Raw genomic sequence first — 15,578 nt, forward strand, 5'->3', positions numbered from 1 at the left:
TATCGAGTGAACGGCAAAGCGCCCATGTTTGGCCGAAACGTCGTTATCTCTGTGCTGAAGCTCTCGCTAGACTCGGGGCTTCCCCAGGAGATTATTCTCATGCACGAGTACCTGAGTCCCGGCCGCTTCATCGATAGTGACCATCCGTCGGTGGTGGAGTTCGCCGAAATACATCGTGGCGCCAGTCGCGATCCGATTGAGCAGGCGATCAGCCTCTATTACGCCGTGCGTGAAGCGGTGCGTTACAACCCGTACACATTCAGTCGCGATCCGCAGACCCTGCGCGGCAGTCATGCATTGGCGACCGGGGAGAGTTACTGCGTGCCCAAGGCCACGTTGCTGGCAGGCGCGGCGCGGCATTGCGGGATTCCCGCGCGGATCGGCCTGGCGGATGTGCGCAATCATTTGTCGACGCCAAGGCTGCTTGAATTGCTCAAGAGCGACATGTTCGCCATGCACGGCTACACCGAGTTTTATTTGCAGGATCGCTGGATCAAGGCGACACCCGCGTTCAACCGGAAACTCTGCGACCTGTTCAATGTGGCGCCGCTGGAATTCGACGGGATCAACGACAGTGTTTTTCATCCCTTCAACCGCGATGGCGCGAAGCTGATGGAGTACCTGGTCGATCACGGCCAGTTCGCCGACGTACCTGAGGCGTTCTTTTTCGAGCACCTGGAAAAATGCTATCCGCACCTGTTCGGTGAGCAACAGCAACCGCTGTTGGGCGACATGCAGAGCGATTTGAGTCGTGCCTGATCCGGCGTATGCTGCCTGCCCACTTACCGAAAAAGAGGCGGTCATGCTGAAGATCTGGGGTCGGAAAAACTCATCGAATGTCAGAAAACCATTGTGGGCCGCCGAAGAACTGAGGCTGTCCTACGAGGCTATCGATGCCGGTGGCGCCTTCGGTGTCGTCGATACGCCCGAGTACCGCGCGATGAACCCCAACGGTCGGGTTCCGGTGATGGAAGACGATGGTTTTGTGTTGTGGGAGTCCAACGCCATCGTGCGTTACCTGATGGCCCTTCACGCCGATGGCACGACTTGGTATCCGGCGGATCTGCAAGCCCGTGCCAGCGCCGACAAATGGATGGACTGGACCACCTCGAGCTTTGCCGGCCCGTTCCGTACCGTGTTCTGGGGTGTGCTGCGTACCCCGGCAGACCAGCAGGACTGGCCCGCCATCAAGGCCGCGATCAAGGAATGCGACACGCTGCTGGCGATGGCCGATCAGGCGTTGGCGAACAAACCCTACCTGTCCGGAGACGAGATCGGCATGGGCGATATTCCCCTGGGCAGTTTCATTTATGCCTGGTTCGAGATGCCGATCGAGCGTGCGCCGCAGCCTCATCTGGAAGCCTGGTATGCACGATTGCAACAGCGTCCGGCGTATCGCAAAGCCGTCATGACCGCGTTGACTTAATACTCACTATCGACACACTTGACTGTACTTGTGTGGCGGCGACAAGCACCATTGCGCTCATGCGACGTGGTTGCAATGCGCGCCGCCCGCCCTTACCTGACCCTTTCTTCCCTTCTTGGTGCGTAAATCCGATATGAGTTCCGCTCTGTCCATCCGGCAGCTAACCAAAACCTACGGCAACGGTTTCCAGGCCCTGAATGGTATCGATCTGGATGTCGCCGAAGGTGACTTTTTCGCCTTGCTCGGCCCTAACGGCGCCGGCAAGTCCACGACCATCGGCATTCTCTCGACCCTGGTGAACAAGACCAGCGGCACAGTGAATATCTTCGGCCACGACCTGGACAAAAATCCTGCGCAGCTCAAACGCTCCATCGGCGTGGTGCCTCAGGAATTCAACTTCAACCAGTTCGAAAAGACCTTCGACATCGTCGTGACCCAGGCCGGGTACTACGGCATTCCGGCGAAAATCGCCAAGGAACGCGCCGAACAGTACCTGACCCAGCTCGGCCTGTGGGACAAGAAGGATGTGCCTTCGCGTTCACTGTCCGGTGGCATGAAGCGTCGCCTGATGATCGCCCGCGCGCTGGTCCATGAACCGCGCCTGCTGATCCTCGACGAACCGACTGCCGGGGTGGATATCGAGCTGCGTCGCTCGATGTGGAGCTTCCTCACCGAGCTGAACCAGAAAGGCATCACCATCATCCTCACCACCCACTATCTGGAAGAGGCTGAGCAGTTGTGCCGCAACATCGGCATCATCGACCACGGCACCATCGTCGAGAACACCAGCATGCGTCAGCTGCTCAGCCAACTGCATGTCGAAACCTTTCTGCTGGACCTCAAGGGCGTTCTGCCAGCCGCGCCTCAGTTGCTCGGCTACCCGTCCCGGCTGATCGACAGCCACACCCTGGAAGTCCAGGTGGACAAGTCCATGGGCATCACCGCGCTGTTCACCCAGTTGGCACAGCAGAACATCGAAGTGCTGAGCCTGCGTAACAAAACCAATCGCCTCGAGGAGTTGTTCGTGTCCCTGGTGGAGAAAAATCTGTCGAAGGTGGCGGTATGAGTTCAGAGCTGCGCCCCAACCTCGTTGCCCTCAACACCATCGTTTACCGTGAAGTCCGGCGATTCACCCGGATCTGGCCGCAGACCTTGCTGCCGCCGGCCATCACCATGGTCCTGTACTTCGTGATCTTCGGTAATCTGATCGGTCGGCAGATCGGCGACATGGGTGGCTTCACTTACATGGAGTACATCGTGCCGGGGCTGATCATGATGTCGGTGATCACCAACTCCTACGGCAACGTGGTGTCGAGTTTCTTCGGCAGCAAGTTCCAGCGGTCCATTGAAGAATTGATGGTCTCGCCGTTGTCGCCGCACACCATCCTGATCGGCTACACCCTGGGCGGCGTGCTGCGCGGCTTGATGGTGGGGATCATCGTGACCCTGCTGTCACTGTTCTTTACGCATTTGCAGGTGCATCACCTGGGCGTGACCATTCTGGTGGTGGTGCTGACCGCGACGATCTTCTCGCTGCTGGGCTTCATCAACGCCGTGTTTGCGCGCAACTTCGATGACATTTCGATCATTCCGACTTTCGTGCTGACGCCACTGACCTACCTGGGCGGGGTTTTCTACTCGATCACCTTGCTGCCGCCGTTCTGGCAGACCGTGTCCCTGGCCAACCCGGTGCTGCACATGGTCAACGCATTCCGTTACGGCATCCTCGGCGTATCGGATATCCGGATCAGCGTGGCCATCGCCTTCATGCTGGTCGCGACCGTGGTGCTGTATCTCGGTTGTGCGCGGTTGCTGGTCAGCGGGCGCGGCATGCGTACCTGAGAAATACCGAGTCGTCTGTTTCGCGAGCAAGCCCGCTCCCACACTCGATCTATGTCGCAAAGTAGATCCCCTGTGGGAGCGAGCTTGCTCGCGATGGCGCCAGCCCAGACACCAAAATAAAACGGCCTCCCAAGTGGAGGCCGTCTTGCATTCTCACATCCGGCTCTTCTTGCGCCGCTTCCACTGCCTGGCCACCCACCAGCGCCAATACATCATCACCAGGAAGTAGGCCAGCGCACCGAGTGCCAGCCCCGTCACTACCGAGCCCAACAGAAACGGTTGCCACAAGGTCGAGATTTCCCCCCTGATCCATTCCCAGGTCAGTGAGTCCGGCAACTGCCGGGCGGGAACGTCCATCAGCCAGGCGCCGGTCTGGTAGGTGCAGAAGAATACGGCGGGCATGGTGATCGGGTTGGTCAGCCAGACCAGGCTCACGGCAATCGGCATGTTGCCGCGCACGATGATGGCGAGGATTGCCGCCAGCAACATCTGCAGCGGGATTGGCAGGAACGCCGCAAACAGGCCCACCGCCATGGCGCGGGCAACGGAGTGGCGGTTGAGGTGCCACAGGTTGGGGTCATGCAACAGTGTGCCGAGAAAGCGTAAGGACTTGTGTTCCCTGATACTCATCGGGTCTGGCATGTAACGTTTGAATAAGCGCCGGGGCATAAGGCTTCTCGGTCGGTCAGGGTGGCAAGTATGTCTGGATTCTATGAACGCCCCATTCAGACTTTGTGACAATTGATAACGGCGCCTGCACGACGGGCGGGCTAAGCCTTGGAGGGGACTCTCAAGGACGGGCTTATGCGCACAGGGATGATGGCGCTGGCGTTGGGTCTGCTGACCTTGCGTTTTTTACCGGCATTACCGCCGGTCTGGTTGTGGCTGGCGATGCCGGTGGCGGGCTTGATGTTGTTGCCGTTCAGAACGTATCCGCTGGCGTTTTATTTGTTCGGTTTGAGTTGGGCCTGCGCGAATGCGCAGTGGGCGCTGGATGACCGGTTGCCGCCGACGCTGGACGGAGAAACCCGTTGGGTCGAAGGGCGGGTCACAGGTTTGCCCCGGCATGACGACGGTGTCGTGCGTTTCGAATTGACCGACATCCAGTCTCGACGTACCCGGCTGCCGCGGCAAATGCGTCTGGCCTGGTATGGCGGGCCGCCGGTGAACAGTGGCGAACGTTGGCGCCTGGCAGTCAAGCTGAAGCGCCCGGTCGGGCTCCTCAATCCGCAGGCCTTCGACTACCAGGCCTGGTTGCTGGCACAGCGCATCGGGGCGACCGGGACGATCAAGGCGGGCGAACGCCTTGCGCCAGCCCAATGGGCCTGGCGCGACGGAATCCGTCAGCGCTTGCTGGCGGTGGATGCCCAGGGGCGAAGCGGCGCGTTGACGGCGCTGGTACTCGGGGACGGCGCCGGGCTGAGTCGTGAAGACTGGCAGGTATTGCAGGACACCGGCACGGTGCATCTGTTGGTGATTTCCGGGCAGCACATCGGATTGCTGGCGGGAGCTGTGTATCTGCTGATCGCCGGCCTGGCCCGCTTTGGGTTATGGCCGAACCGTCTGCCATGGTTGCCTTGGGCGTGTGGCCTGGCATTCGCCGCTGCGCTGGGTTACGGGATGCTGGCCGGTTTCGAGGTGCCGGTGCGACGAGCCTGCCTGATGCTTGGTCTGGTGTTGTTGTGGCGTCTGCAGTTCCGCCATCTCGGTGCATGGTGGCCCCTGTTGTTGGCACTCAACGGCATTTTGCTGCTGGAGCCGCTGGCGAGTCTTCAGCCTGGTTTCTGGCTGTCTTTCGCGGCTGTGGCAATCTTGATATTTACCTTCGGCGGCCGGTTGGGGCCCTGGCGGTGGTGGCAATCCTGGACCCGCGCCCAGTGGCTGATTGCAATCGGACTGTGTCCGTTATTACTGGCACTGGGGTTGCCCATCAGTCTCAGCGGGCCGCTGGCCAATTTGTTCGCCGTGCCCTGGATCAGTCTGGTGGTACTGCCACCATCGTTGCTCGGGACGCTGTTGCTGTCGGTGCCTTACGTGGGTGAGAACTTGCTGTGGCTGGCGGGCGGCTTGATCGACTGGTGGTTCAGGGGATTGGGGCTCGTCTCCGGTCAGGTTCCCGCGTGGGTGCCCATGGCGGTCCCGCCATGGGCCTGGGCAATCGGTGCCATTGGCGCTTTTTTGCTATTGCTGCCGCGAGGCGTACCGATGCGTCCGTTAGGGTGGCCCATGCTGTTGATCCTGGTTTTTTCGCCCAGGCCGATGGTGCAGGAAGGCAGGGCCGAAGTCTGGCAACTGGATGTCGGCCAGGGTCTGGCGATCGTGGTGCGCACCCGGCATCACACGTTGCTGTATGACGCCGGACCGCGTTTCGGTGAACTCGACCAGGGGGAGCGGGTGGTGCTGCCGGCGTTGCGCAAACTGGGGGTGAAGGACATCGACCTGATGCTGATCAGTCACGCCCATGCCGATCATGCAGGCGGTGCCCGGGCGATTGCCAAGGGCTTGCCGGTGAAACAGGTGGTCAGTGGTGAACCGTCAGACTTGCCCGTGGAGTTGCAGGCCGAGCGTTGTGAGAGTGGACGGCAATGGACCTGGGATGAAGTCGATTTCCAGCTTTGGCACTGGCCATTGGCCGGCGACAGCAATCAGAACTCCTGTGTCCTGCTGATCGAGGCCAATGGCGAACGGTTGCTGTTGAGTGGCGACATTGATGCCGCCGCCGAGAGGGCCCTGCTGGACAGCCCGTTGGCCCTGCCCACCGACTGGCTGCAGGCGCCACACCACGGCAGTCGCAGCTCGTCGTCCGGGGCCCTTCTGGATGTCCTGCAACCTAAAGGTGCGCTGATCTCCCGTGGCCAGGGCAATTCGTTTGGCCATCCGCATCCCACGGTGATCGCGCGTTATCAAAAACGTGGAATGGCGATCTACGACAGTGCAGAACACGGTGCCATTCGTCTGCAACTGGGACGCTTCGAGCCGCCGTGGTCAATGCGCCAGGAACGGCGTTTCTGGCGCGATCCGCCGCCCTCGAACCAATAAGCGAGCGCTATTAATGCCCGACCGGATGCGACATCACGGTCTTCGGTGCTTCCACCCCCTATGTTAGAGTGGCGCACTTTTTCGAGGGGACTGTCACTGTGTGGGAATTGGTCAAATCCGGCGGCTGGATGATGCTGCCGATCATTCTGAGTTCCATCGTGGCCATGGCCATCGTCGCCGAGCGTCTCTGGACGCTGCGCGCCAGCCGCGTGACCCCGGAGCACTTGCTCGGGCAGGTCTGGGTCTGGATCAAGGACAAACAGCTCAATAAGGAAAAACTCAAGGAACTGCGCGCCAACTCCCCGTTGGGCGAGATCCTGGCGGCCGGCCTGGCCAATTCCAGACATGGTCGCGAGATCATGAAAGAGTGCATCGAAGAGGCCGCTGCCCGGGTGATTCACGAGCTGGAGCGCTACATCAACGCGCTGGGCACCATTGCCGCCATGGCGCCTTTGCTGGGGCTGCTGGGTACCGTGTTGGGCATGATCGATATCTTCAGTTCGTTCATGGGCACGGGCATGATGACCAACGCCGCAGTGTTGGCCGGCGGTATTTCCAAAGCCTTGATTACCACGGCCTCGGGCCTGATCGTCGGTATCCCGGCGGTGTTCTTCCACAGGTTTCTGCAACGGCGCATCGATGAGCTCGTCGTGGGCATGGAGCAGGAAGCCATCAAGCTGGTTGAAGTGGTGCAGGGCGACCGTGACGTTGATCTGGCTGAGGGCAAAGCGTGAAATTCCGCCGCAAGCAACGGGAGAACGTGGACATCAACCTCGTGTCGCTGATCGACGTGGTGTTTGTCCTGCTGCTGTTTTTCGTCGTGACCACCACCTTTACCCGTGAGACCCAGCTGCGCGTCGATCTGCCGGAAGCGGTCAGCGGCTCCCCGGCCGAAGACCAGAACAAGCCGCTGGACATCGCCATCAGCGCCGACGGTGTGTTCTCGGTGAACAACCAGATCCTGCCGAAAAGCGACCTGGCCTCTCTGATGGACGCGCTGCAAAAGGAAGCCAATGGCGACACCAACCGGCCACTGTCGATCAGCGCTGATGGCAAGACGCAGCATCAGTCCGTCATCACCGCCATGGATGCGGCCGGCAAGCTCGGTTTCAGCCATTTGCGCATGACCACTGTCGAAGCGGCACCCCCCGCATCCTGATGGCCATGTCCGAACGATTGCTGGCGGCGTGGTACGCAGGTCATCCGGCCCTGAAACTGTTGCAGCCACTGGAGTGGCTGTACCGGCGCGTGGTCATGAACAAGCGCAAGCGCTTTCTGGCGGGTGAGGGCGAGATCTACCAGCCGCCGGTGCCGTTGATCGTGGTCGGCAATATCACCGTGGGTGGCACTGGCAAGACGCCGCTGATTCTATGGATGATCGAGCACTGCCAGCGCAGCGGCCTGCGGGTCGGTGTGGTCAGCCGCGGCTACGGCGCCAGACCGCCGCAGTTGCCGTGGCGGGTCGAGGCCGAGCAGAGCGCTGACGTCGCCGGTGACGAGCCGTTGCTGATCGTCCAGCGCACGGGCGTGCCGCTGATGATCGACCCCAATCGCAGCAACGCTGTCCAAGCGTTGCTGGCCAGTGAGCCGCTGGACCTGATCCTGTCCGACGACGGCATGCAGCACTACCGCCTGGCCCGTGACCTGGAACTGGTGCTGATCGACGCCGCCCGCGGCCTGGGCAATCGCCGTTGCCTGCCTGCCGGGCCATTGCGTGAGCCGGTCGAGCGCCTGCAAAGCGTCGACGCGGTCCTCTACAACGGCGCCGCGGCTGACCGCACTGACGGGTTTGCCTTTCAATTGCAGCCCACCGCGCTGGTCAATCTGCGCAGCGGCGAACGGCGTCCCCTCGACCACTTCCAAAGCGGCCAGGCCCTGCACGCGGTGGCCGGCATCGGCAATCCGCAACGTTTCTTCAAGACCCTCGAAACGCTACACTGGAAGCCGGTTCCACATGCGTTTGCCGACCACGCCGAATACAGCGTGGAGACTTTGAATTTCGCGCCGTCGTTGCCGTTGGTGATGACGGAAAAAGACGCGGTGAAATGCCGTGCCTTTGCCGCCACCGATTGGTGGTACCTGGCGGTCGATGCTGTGCCATCGCCGGCCTTCGTGGCCTGGTTCGACACACAGCTGATGCGCCTGTTACCGGCTCGTTTGTTGCCTTAACTCCGTTTTTTCCAGGGAATGCTCATGGACACCAAATTGCTCGACATCCTCGCTTGCCCGGTCTGCAAAGGCCCGCTCAAGCTCAGCGCCGACAAAACCGAGCTGATCAGCAAGGGCGCAGGCCTGGCCTACCCGATTCGCGATGGCATCCCGGTGATGCTCGAATCGGAAGCGCGCACCCTGACCACCGACGAGCGCCTGGATAAATGACCACAGCCTTTACCGTCGTCATTCCATCGCGTTATGCCTCCACCCGCCTGCCGGGCAAACCGCTGCTGCTGATCGCCGGCAAGCCGATGATTCAGCACGTCTGGGAACAGGCGAGCAAAAGCAGCGCCGAGCGGGTGGTGGTGGCCACCGACGACGCGCGCATCGTCGAGGCCTGTAAAGGCTTTGGTGCCGAAGTGGTGTTGACCCGTGAAGATCACAACTCCGGCACCGATCGGCTGGCCGAAGTCGCGATGAAGCTGGGCCTGGCGCCTGACGCCATCGTGGTCAACGTCCAGGGCGACGAGCCGCTGATCCCGCCGAGCGTGATCGATCAGGTCGCCGCCAACCTGGCTGCCCACGCCGAAGCGCGCATGGCCACCCTGGCCGAGCCGATCGAAGACGTGGACACCCTGTTCAATCCCAACGTGGTCAAGGTCGTCAGCGACCTCAACGGCCTGGCGTTGACGTTCAGTCGTTCCACCTTGCCCTGGGCGCGGGATGCGTTCGCGGTGAGCCGTGAGCAGTTGCCGCAAGGTGTGCCGTATCGTCGCCATATCGGCATCTATGCCTATCGTGCCGGTTTCCTGCAGGATTTTGTCAGCTGGGGCCCGTGCTGGCTGGAAAACACCGAGAGCCTGGAGCAGTTGCGTGCCCTGTGGCACGGCGTGCGGATCCACGTAGCCGATGCACTGATCGCGCCGCCAGCCGGCGTCGACACTGTTGAAGATCTTGAGCGCGTTCGTCGCCTTCTGGAGGCGTGATGCGGGTTCTGTTTGTCTGCCTGGGCAACATCTGCCGCTCTCCCACGGCCGAAGGCGTGCTGCGGCACAAGTTGCGTGAAGCGGGGCTGGCTGAACTGGTCGAAGTCGCTTCCGCCGGCACCGGTGACTGGCATGTCGGCAAGGCACCGGACAAGCGTAGTCAGGCCGCGGCGAAGCTGCGCGGTTACGACTTGTCCGCCCAGCGCGCCCAGCAAGTCACCCGCGCCGATTTCGCCACCTACGATCTGATCCTGGCGATGGATAACAGCAACCTGCGCCATCTCAAGGCTTTGCAGCCGGCCCAGGGCAAGGCCGAACTCGACCTGTTCCTGCGTCGCTACCAGTCGCCAATCGATGAAGTGCCGGACCCTTACTACGACGGCGAACAAGGCTTCGAGCAGGTGCTGGACCTGATCGAGCGCGCCAGCGATCTGCTGGTCATCGAACTGAAGGGACGGTTATGAGTTTGCAGGTTCAATCGCAGGTTTCGCTCAAGCCGTTCAACAGCTTTGGCGTGGATGTCCAGGCCCGGCTGTTTGCCGAGGCCCGTAGCGACGACGATGTGCGTGAAGCCCTGGCCTATGGCCTGGAACACAAGGTCCCGGTTCTGGTGATCGGCGGTGGCAGCAACCTGTTGCTGACGGCGGATATCGATTCACTGGTGCTGCGCATGGCCACTCGCGGGATTCGCGTGTTGAGCGATGACGCCGGCAAAGTGGTGATCGAGGCCGAGGCGGGCGAGCCCTGGCATCCATTTGTGCAACACACACTGGCCCTGGGGTTGTCCGGCCTGGAAAACCTCAGCCTGATTCCCGGTACCGTCGGTGCGGCACCAATGCAGAACATCGGCGCCTATGGAGTCGAGATCAAGGACGTGTTCGCCGGCCTGACCGCACTCGATCGCCAGACCGGCGAACTGCGCGACTTCAGCCTGGCGCAATGCAACTTCGCTTACCGCGACAGCCTGTTCAAGCAGGAACCGGGGCGTTGGCTGATCCTGCGTGTGCGTTTCGCCCTCGACCGCGCCGCGCATTTGCATCTGGAGTACGGCCCGGTGCGTCAGCGCCTGACCGAACAAGGCATCGAGCATCCGACCGCCAGTGATGTCAGCCAGGCCATTTGCAGCATCCGCAACGAAAAACTGCCAGATCCGGCCGTGCTCGGTAACGCCGGCAGCTTTTTCAAGAACCCTTTGGTATCGGCGGCGCTGGCTGCACGGCTCAAGGGCGAATACCCGGACCTGGTGGCCTATGCGCAACCCGACGGGCAGATGAAGCTGGCCGCGGGTTGGTTGATCGAGCGGGCAGGGTGGAAAGGTTTCCGCGAAGCCGATGCGGGCGTGCATAAATTGCAGGCGCTGGTGCTGGTCAACTACGGCAGAGCGACCGGTTTGCAGTTGCTCGACCTGGCGCAGCGTATCCAGAAAGACATTTCAGAACGTTTCCATGTTGACCTGGAAATGGAGCCGAACCGGTATTGAGCTAAGCTTTCCGGACGGATCAAAAAGCCCTGCACAGTGTTTATTGTGCAGGGCTTTTTTGTTAATGCTCGGTTAACTTAGTCAGCTAACGATGCACACACTTGTTCCATCAAAGGCCCGGTGCAGACCGTTTGCGTCTGCACAAGAGAGCCCATTAGCCTGAGCCGATCTGCGTAATGCCAACCGCCGATGTTCGGGCGGCAGATTGCTCGACCCCATAACCCAATACTATGCGGGCGTGCCCATGATTACCCTGAAGCTCAACGGTCAAGACCATCAACTCGACGTCAGCGAGGACATGCCGCTGCTCTGGGCCATCCGCGACGTGGCCGGTTACAACGGCACCAAATTCGGCTGCGGCATGGGCCTGTGCGGGGCCTGCACCATTCATATCGAAGGGGCTCCGGCGCGCAGTTGCATCACGCCCATCGGTTCAGTCGTCGGGCAGAACGTCAGCACCATCGACAACCTGCACGCCGACCCGGTCGGCAAAGTCGTGCAGCAGGCCTGGCTCGACACGGCGGTCGCCCAATGCGGTTTCTGCCAGGGCGGGCAAATCATGTCTGCCACCGCGCTGCTCAAGACCAACCCGAACCCGAGCGACGAGCAGATCGAAGAGGCCATGGTCGGCAACATCTGCCGCTGCGGCACCTACAACCGTATCAAGACGGCGATCCGCCAGGCCTCCACTCACCTGAAGGAGGCCAAGGCATGAGCCGGTTACCGAATGATTTCGCCCTGAGCAATCTGAGCCAGCTCAGTCGCCGTGGTTTTCTGAAAGGCGTAGGCGCCACCAGTGCGTTGGTATTGGCGGCGAGCTGGGGCTGGCAAGACGCTTTTGCCGAAGAAAAAGACAAGAAGTTCGGCGCCGACGGCATGCCCCACGGCTGGGTCGACGATCCGAAAGTCTATGTGAGCATTGCTGCGGATGGCACGGTGACCGTGATCTGCAACCGCTCGGAGATGGGCCAGGGCGTGCGTACCAGTTTGACCATGGTGGTGGCCGATGAACTGGAAGCCGACTGGGCGATGGTCAGGGTGCGGCAGGCCCCAGGCGATGAAGTGCGCTTCGGCAACCAGGACACCGACGGCTCGCGCAGCATGCGTCACTGGTACGAGCCGATGCGCCGCTGCGGTGCCGCCGCGCGGACCATGCTCGAACAAGCCGCTGCCAACCAGTGGAAAGTGCCGGCAGGCGAGTGTCACGCGCAACTGCATAAAGTCATCCATGAACCTTCCGGTCGCGAGTTGGGCTATGGGGCGCTCGCTGCCGCTGCAGCTGCGTTGCCCGTTCCTGCGCGGGACAGCCTGAAACTCAAGCAGCCTTCGGAATTTCGCTACATTGGCAAGGAAGGCACCAAGGCCATCGATGGTGAAGACATTGTCAACGGCCGTGCGGTGTACGGCGCCGATGTGCATCTCGACGGCATGCTGTACGCGACCATTGCGCGGCCCGCGGTGTATGGCGGCAAAGTCAAAAGCTACGATGGCAGCGCGGCGATGAAAGTCCCGGGCGTGGTCAAAGTGCTGCAGATCGAAAGCCGGCCTTTGCCTTCGGAGTTTCAACCACTCGGCGGTATCGCCGTGGTGGCGAGCAATACCTGGGCGGCGATGAAGGGCCGCGAGGCATTGAAAATCGAGTGGGACGACGGGCTTAACGCCAGCTACGACTCGATCGCCTATCGCAAGGAGCTTGAAACCGCCTCGCTCAAGCCCGGCAAGGTGGTACGCAATACCGGCAACCTCGATGAGGCCATGACCAGCGCCGATAGCACGCTGGAAGCGTCCTACTACTTGCCGCATTTGTCACAGTCGCCGATGGAGCCGATGGTCGCCATTGCCCGGTTCAAGGACGGTGCGTGCGAAGCCTGGGGGCCAAGCCAGGCACCGCAGGTCACCCGGGAGCGGATCGCTGAACGCCTGGGCCTGCCGTTCGACAACGTCATGTTCAACGTGACCCTGCTCGGTGGCGGATTCGGGCGCAAGTCCAAGCCCGACTTCATCATCGAAGCCGCTATCCTCGCCAAGGAATTCCCCGGCAAAGCGGTGCGGGTGCAATGGACCCGCGAAGACGATATCCACTGTTCGTACTTCCACACGGTATCGGTCGAATACCTCAAGGCCGGCCTGAACAAGGATGGCCTGCCGTCCGGCTGGTTGCACCGTACGGTGGCGCCGAGCATCACTGCGTTGTTTGCGCCGGGCATGAAGCATGAGGCGGCGTTCGAACTGGGCATGGGATTCACCAACATGGCGTACGCAATCCCCAACATTCGCCTGGAAAACCCCGAGGCAACGGTGCATACCCGGGTCGGCTGGTATCGCTCGGTGTCGAACATTCCCCATGGCTTCGCGATCCAGAGTTTTATCGATGAACTGGCGCACAAGGCCGGGGAAGACCCGCTGAAATACCAGATCAGATTGCTCGGCCCCGATCGTCAGATTGACCCGCGCACCTTGAGTGAAGAGTGGAACTACGGCGAATCCCCCGAGCGTTATCCGATCGATACCGCGCGACTGCGCACGGTACTGGAGACCGCCGCCAAAGCCGCCGGTTGGGGGCGCGAGTTGCCCAAGGGGCGCGGTCTGGGCCTGGCGGTGCATTACAGCTTCGTGACGTATGTGGCGGCGGTAATCGAGGTGGAGGTGAAGGACGACGGCACGCTGGTGGTGCACAAGGCCGACATCGCCGTCGATTGCGGACCGCAGATCAACCCCGAGCGGATTCGCGCGCAGTTCGAGGGCGCCTGCGTCATGGGCCTGGGCAATGCGGTGCTGGGGGAAATCAGCTTCAAGGACGGCAAGGTCCAGCAGGATAACTTCCACATGTACGAAGTGGCACGCATGTCCCTGGCACCGAAAGAGGTGGCCGTGCATCTGGTGATGCCGCCGGGCAATGTCCCGTTGGGCGGTGTCGGTGAACCGGGCGTGCCACCGATTGCGCCGGCATTGTGCAATGCGATCTTTGCTGCCACCGGCAAACGCATCCGCAACTTGCCGGTTCGTTATCAGCTGTCGGGCTGGCAGCAGGCCAGAGCCTGATGGACAGCGCCGATCTGAATGTCCTGCGCAGCGTGTTGCAGTGGCATCGCGCTGGTCAGCGGGTGGTGTTGTACAGCGTGGTCGAAACCTGGGGCACTGCGCCCCGGGCACCCGGTGCCATGCTGGCCTTGCGTGAAGACGGGATGGTGATTGGTTCGGTCTCGGGCGGGTGCGTCGAGGATGACTTGATCGCCCGGCTGCACGACGGGCGCCTGGCGTTAGACGGGCCGCCGGTGCAATTGATCACGTACGGCGTGACCCGCGAGGAAGCCGCACGTTTCGGCTTGCCCTGCGGTGGCACCTTGCGCTTGACCGAGGAACGTATCGACGATGGGGATTGGGTCGAGCAATTGCTTGCTCGTTGCGAGGCCCATGAAATCGTTGCGCGTGAACTGAACCTGGCCACTGGCGAAGTGCTGTTGCAGTCGGCCAATAAAACTGACGTGTTGACGTTCGACGGCCAGACCTTGCGCTCAATCTACGGTCCACGCTGGCGCCTGCTGCTGATCGGCGCGGGGCAGCTGTCGCGCTACGTCGCTGAAATGGCCCGCCTGCTGGATTTCGAGGTGTTGATTTGCGATCCGCGTACCGAGTTCGTCTACGGCTGGGAGGATCAGCACGGAAGATTCGTTTCGGGCATGCCGGATGAGGCGGTATTGAATATCCAGACCGACGAACGCACGGCCATCGTGGCCTTGACCCATGATCCGCGTCTGGACGACATGGCACTGCTCACGGCCCTGGATTCCAGGGCTTTCTACGTCGGGGCGCTGGGTTCGCGGGTCAACAGTCAGAAGCGCCGGGAGAACCTGGCTCAACTGGGTTTGTCGCAATCGGCGATTGACCGCTTGCATGGTCCGATCGGTTTACACATCGGCAGTCATAATCCGGCGGAGATTGCCCTGTCGCTCATGGCGGAAATCGTCGCGGTCAAAAATGGCGTCGAACTGAAGCAGAAGAAGATCCTGCAGGAGAGGGTATGAGCGAGTCGATCGGCGTCATCGTATTGGCGGCGGGGCGGGGCAGTCGGTTTCGTCAGGTGGCGGGCGTCGAAAAGGATAAATTGCTGGCCGATTGCACCGGTCGTGACGGTGCGGTTCGATCCGTCATTGAGCACACATTGGTCAATCTGCCTGTCGCTCTGGACAAGCGTGTCCTGGTAACAACCGCGGATCGCCCGCAAGTCATCCGTATGGCCAAGGCGTATGGCTGCGAGATCGTCCTGATCGAATCGACGGGAATGGGTGACAGCATTGCGGCCGGGGTGGCGTCGTGTGCGCAACTCAATGGCTGGTTGATGGTGCTGGGGGATATGCCGTTCATCCTTCCCTCGAGCATTGAGCAAGTGGTGGAGCAGATGGCAGATGATTGCATCAGTGTGCCGCTTCAGGGCGGCGAATACGCGCACCCGGTAGGATTTGGACGCAGCTTCGGCCCAGGGTTGATGGCTCTATCGGGTGATCGTGGGGCCAAGGCACTGTTTGCGCAGGGGCGGGTGGTTGAAGTTGTGCTGGATGATCCCGGTGTGTTGTGGGATGTGGATGTGCCGCAGGCATTGATCTTCAAACCCGCCTGGATCTCCGACAAGGGATAACTGTGAATTCGAGAC

General features: G+C 61.3%; 17 protein-coding genes. 16 read left to right on the top strand and 1 reads right to left on the bottom strand.

Features of this window, described 5'->3' with window-relative positions; translation table 11 throughout:
* Window positions 1-99: 99 nt before the first annotated feature.
* The 4 genes from ACEN8Q_RS30740 to ACEN8Q_RS30755 all read left to right on the top strand — a co-directional run bounded on the left by ACEN8Q_RS30740 (window position 100) and on the right by ACEN8Q_RS30755 (window position 3,268).
* A complete protein-coding gene (locus ACEN8Q_RS30740; RefSeq protein ID WP_413422616.1) occupies window positions 100-759 on the top strand; it encodes a transglutaminase-like domain-containing protein in 660 nt (219 codons plus the stop codon).
* Between the two features lie 43 nt (window positions 760-802).
* Window positions 803-1,426 (top strand): glutathione S-transferase family protein, encoded by a 624-nt coding sequence (locus ACEN8Q_RS30745; protein ID WP_413422618.1) that lies wholly within the window; start codon window positions 803-805, stop codon window positions 1,424-1,426.
* Window positions 1,427-1,559: 133 nt separating this feature from the next.
* Window positions 1,560-2,492, top strand: a complete 933-nt coding sequence (locus tag ACEN8Q_RS30750) for an ABC transporter ATP-binding protein (protein ID WP_007991636.1) — start codon at window positions 1,560-1,562, stop codon at window positions 2,490-2,492.
* A complete protein-coding gene (locus ACEN8Q_RS30755) occupies window positions 2,489-3,268 on the top strand; it encodes an ABC transporter permease (RefSeq protein ID WP_007996641.1) in 780 nt (259 codons plus the stop codon). The genes ACEN8Q_RS30750 and ACEN8Q_RS30755 overlap by 4 nt, the downstream gene beginning before the upstream one ends.
* 153 nt (window positions 3,269-3,421) lie before the next feature.
* Here the strand turns inward: ACEN8Q_RS30755 and ACEN8Q_RS30760 are convergent, their stop codons facing one another.
* Complete coding sequence (locus tag ACEN8Q_RS30760) at window positions 3,422-3,937, bottom strand: DUF2062 domain-containing protein (RefSeq protein ID WP_413422621.1); 516 nt, start codon at window positions 3,935-3,937, stop codon at window positions 3,422-3,424.
* A gap of 135 nt (window positions 3,938-4,072) precedes the next feature.
* On the opposite strand from ACEN8Q_RS30760, the gene ACEN8Q_RS30765 reads away from it, so the two are divergent.
* From ACEN8Q_RS30765 to ACEN8Q_RS30820, 12 genes are all read left to right on the top strand, one after another.
* Entirely contained in the window at window positions 4,073-6,307 is a 2,235-nt protein-coding gene (locus tag ACEN8Q_RS30765) for a DNA internalization-related competence protein ComEC/Rec2 (protein ID WP_413704188.1), read from the top strand.
* Window positions 6,308-6,405: 98 nt separating this feature from the next.
* A complete protein-coding gene (locus tag ACEN8Q_RS30770; protein ID WP_057400367.1) occupies window positions 6,406-7,041 on the top strand; it encodes a MotA/TolQ/ExbB proton channel family protein in 636 nt (211 codons plus the stop codon).
* Entirely contained in the window at window positions 7,038-7,466 is a 429-nt protein-coding gene (locus ACEN8Q_RS30775; RefSeq protein ID WP_085715487.1) for an ExbD/TolR family protein, read from the top strand. Before ACEN8Q_RS30770 ends, ACEN8Q_RS30775 begins: the two co-directional genes overlap by 4 nt.
* Entirely contained in the window at window positions 7,466-8,476 is a 1,011-nt protein-coding gene (gene lpxK, locus ACEN8Q_RS30780) for a tetraacyldisaccharide 4'-kinase (RefSeq protein ID WP_413704189.1), read from the top strand. Before ACEN8Q_RS30775 ends, lpxK begins: the two co-directional genes overlap by 1 nt.
* A 24-nt stretch (window positions 8,477-8,500) precedes the next feature.
* A complete protein-coding gene (locus ACEN8Q_RS30785; RefSeq protein ID WP_003179363.1) occupies window positions 8,501-8,686 on the top strand; it encodes a Trm112 family protein in 186 nt (61 codons plus the stop codon).
* Window positions 8,683-9,447: a 3-deoxy-manno-octulosonate cytidylyltransferase gene (gene kdsB / locus ACEN8Q_RS30790; protein ID WP_413422629.1), complete on the top strand. Its 765-nt coding sequence runs from the start codon at window positions 8,683-8,685 to the stop codon at window positions 9,445-9,447. Before ACEN8Q_RS30785 ends, kdsB begins: the two co-directional genes overlap by 4 nt.
* The gene (locus ACEN8Q_RS30795) at window positions 9,447-9,911 is read left to right on the top strand and encodes a low molecular weight protein-tyrosine-phosphatase (RefSeq protein ID WP_413422631.1); all 465 of its coding nucleotides are present in this window, start codon (window positions 9,447-9,449) and stop codon (window positions 9,909-9,911) included. The genes kdsB and ACEN8Q_RS30795 overlap by 1 nt, the downstream gene beginning before the upstream one ends.
* A complete protein-coding gene (murB, locus tag ACEN8Q_RS30800; RefSeq protein WP_413704190.1) occupies window positions 9,908-10,927 on the top strand; it encodes a UDP-N-acetylmuramate dehydrogenase in 1,020 nt (339 codons plus the stop codon). The genes ACEN8Q_RS30795 and murB overlap by 4 nt, the downstream gene beginning before the upstream one ends.
* A 244-nt stretch (window positions 10,928-11,171) precedes the next feature.
* Window positions 11,172-11,642 carry a (2Fe-2S)-binding protein gene (locus ACEN8Q_RS30805; protein ID WP_413422635.1) on the top strand — a complete coding sequence of 157 codons (471 nt, stop codon included), beginning with the start codon at window positions 11,172-11,174 and terminating at the stop codon, window positions 11,640-11,642.
* Window positions 11,639-13,969 carry a molybdopterin cofactor-binding domain-containing protein gene (locus tag ACEN8Q_RS30810; RefSeq protein ID WP_413704191.1) on the top strand — a complete coding sequence of 777 codons (2,331 nt, stop codon included), beginning with the start codon at window positions 11,639-11,641 and terminating at the stop codon, window positions 13,967-13,969. The genes ACEN8Q_RS30805 and ACEN8Q_RS30810 overlap by 4 nt, the downstream gene beginning before the upstream one ends.
* A complete protein-coding gene (locus tag ACEN8Q_RS30815; RefSeq protein WP_413704192.1) occupies window positions 13,969-14,952 on the top strand; it encodes an XdhC family protein in 984 nt (327 codons plus the stop codon). The genes ACEN8Q_RS30810 and ACEN8Q_RS30815 overlap by 1 nt, the downstream gene beginning before the upstream one ends.
* Window positions 14,949-15,563, top strand: coding sequence for a nucleotidyltransferase family protein (locus tag ACEN8Q_RS30820; protein ID WP_413422641.1), 615 nt, complete (start codon window positions 14,949-14,951; stop codon window positions 15,561-15,563). The genes ACEN8Q_RS30815 and ACEN8Q_RS30820 overlap by 4 nt, the downstream gene beginning before the upstream one ends.
* Window positions 15,564-15,578 lie beyond the last annotated feature (15 nt).

The sequence above is a fragment of the Pseudomonas sp. Pseusp16 genome, from assembly GCF_047324915.1.
GTDB lineage: Bacteria > Pseudomonadota > Gammaproteobacteria > Pseudomonadales > Pseudomonadaceae > Aquipseudomonas > Aquipseudomonas fluorescens_CD.

Excerpts from the sequence above, each read along its gene's own strand:
- ACEN8Q_RS30815 (WP_413704192.1), top strand. The coding sequence starts at position 13,969 with ATGGACAGCGCCGATCTGAATGTCCTGCGCAGCGTGTTGCAGTGGCAT.
- ACEN8Q_RS30750 (WP_007991636.1), top strand. The coding sequence starts at position 1,560 with ATGAGTTCCGCTCTGTCCATCCGGCAGCTAACCAAAACCTACGGCAAC.
- ACEN8Q_RS30755 (WP_007996641.1), top strand. The coding sequence starts at position 2,489 with ATGAGTTCAGAGCTGCGCCCCAACCTCGTTGCCCTCAACACCATCGTT.
- ACEN8Q_RS30760 (WP_413422621.1), bottom strand. The coding sequence starts at position 3,937 with ATGCCCCGGCGCTTATTCAAACGTTACATGCCAGACCCGATGAGTATC.
- ACEN8Q_RS30745 (WP_413422618.1), top strand. The coding sequence starts at position 803 with ATGCTGAAGATCTGGGGTCGGAAAAACTCATCGAATGTCAGAAAACCA.
- ACEN8Q_RS30785 (WP_003179363.1), top strand. The coding sequence starts at position 8,501 with ATGGACACCAAATTGCTCGACATCCTCGCTTGCCCGGTCTGCAAAGGC.
- lpxK (WP_413704189.1), top strand. The coding sequence starts at position 7,466 with ATGGCCATGTCCGAACGATTGCTGGCGGCGTGGTACGCAGGTCATCCG.
- ACEN8Q_RS30795 (WP_413422631.1), top strand. The coding sequence starts at position 9,447 with ATGCGGGTTCTGTTTGTCTGCCTGGGCAACATCTGCCGCTCTCCCACG.
- kdsB (WP_413422629.1), top strand. The coding sequence starts at position 8,683 with ATGACCACAGCCTTTACCGTCGTCATTCCATCGCGTTATGCCTCCACC.
- ACEN8Q_RS30805 (WP_413422635.1), top strand. The coding sequence starts at position 11,172 with ATGATTACCCTGAAGCTCAACGGTCAAGACCATCAACTCGACGTCAGC.
- ACEN8Q_RS30740 (WP_413422616.1), top strand. The coding sequence starts at position 100 with ATGCACGAGTACCTGAGTCCCGGCCGCTTCATCGATAGTGACCATCCG.
- ACEN8Q_RS30810 (WP_413704191.1), top strand. The coding sequence starts at position 11,639 with ATGAGCCGGTTACCGAATGATTTCGCCCTGAGCAATCTGAGCCAGCTC.
- ACEN8Q_RS30820 (WP_413422641.1), top strand. The coding sequence starts at position 14,949 with ATGAGCGAGTCGATCGGCGTCATCGTATTGGCGGCGGGGCGGGGCAGT.
- murB (WP_413704190.1), top strand. The coding sequence starts at position 9,908 with ATGAGTTTGCAGGTTCAATCGCAGGTTTCGCTCAAGCCGTTCAACAGC.
- ACEN8Q_RS30765 (WP_413704188.1), top strand. The coding sequence starts at position 4,073 with ATGCGCACAGGGATGATGGCGCTGGCGTTGGGTCTGCTGACCTTGCGT.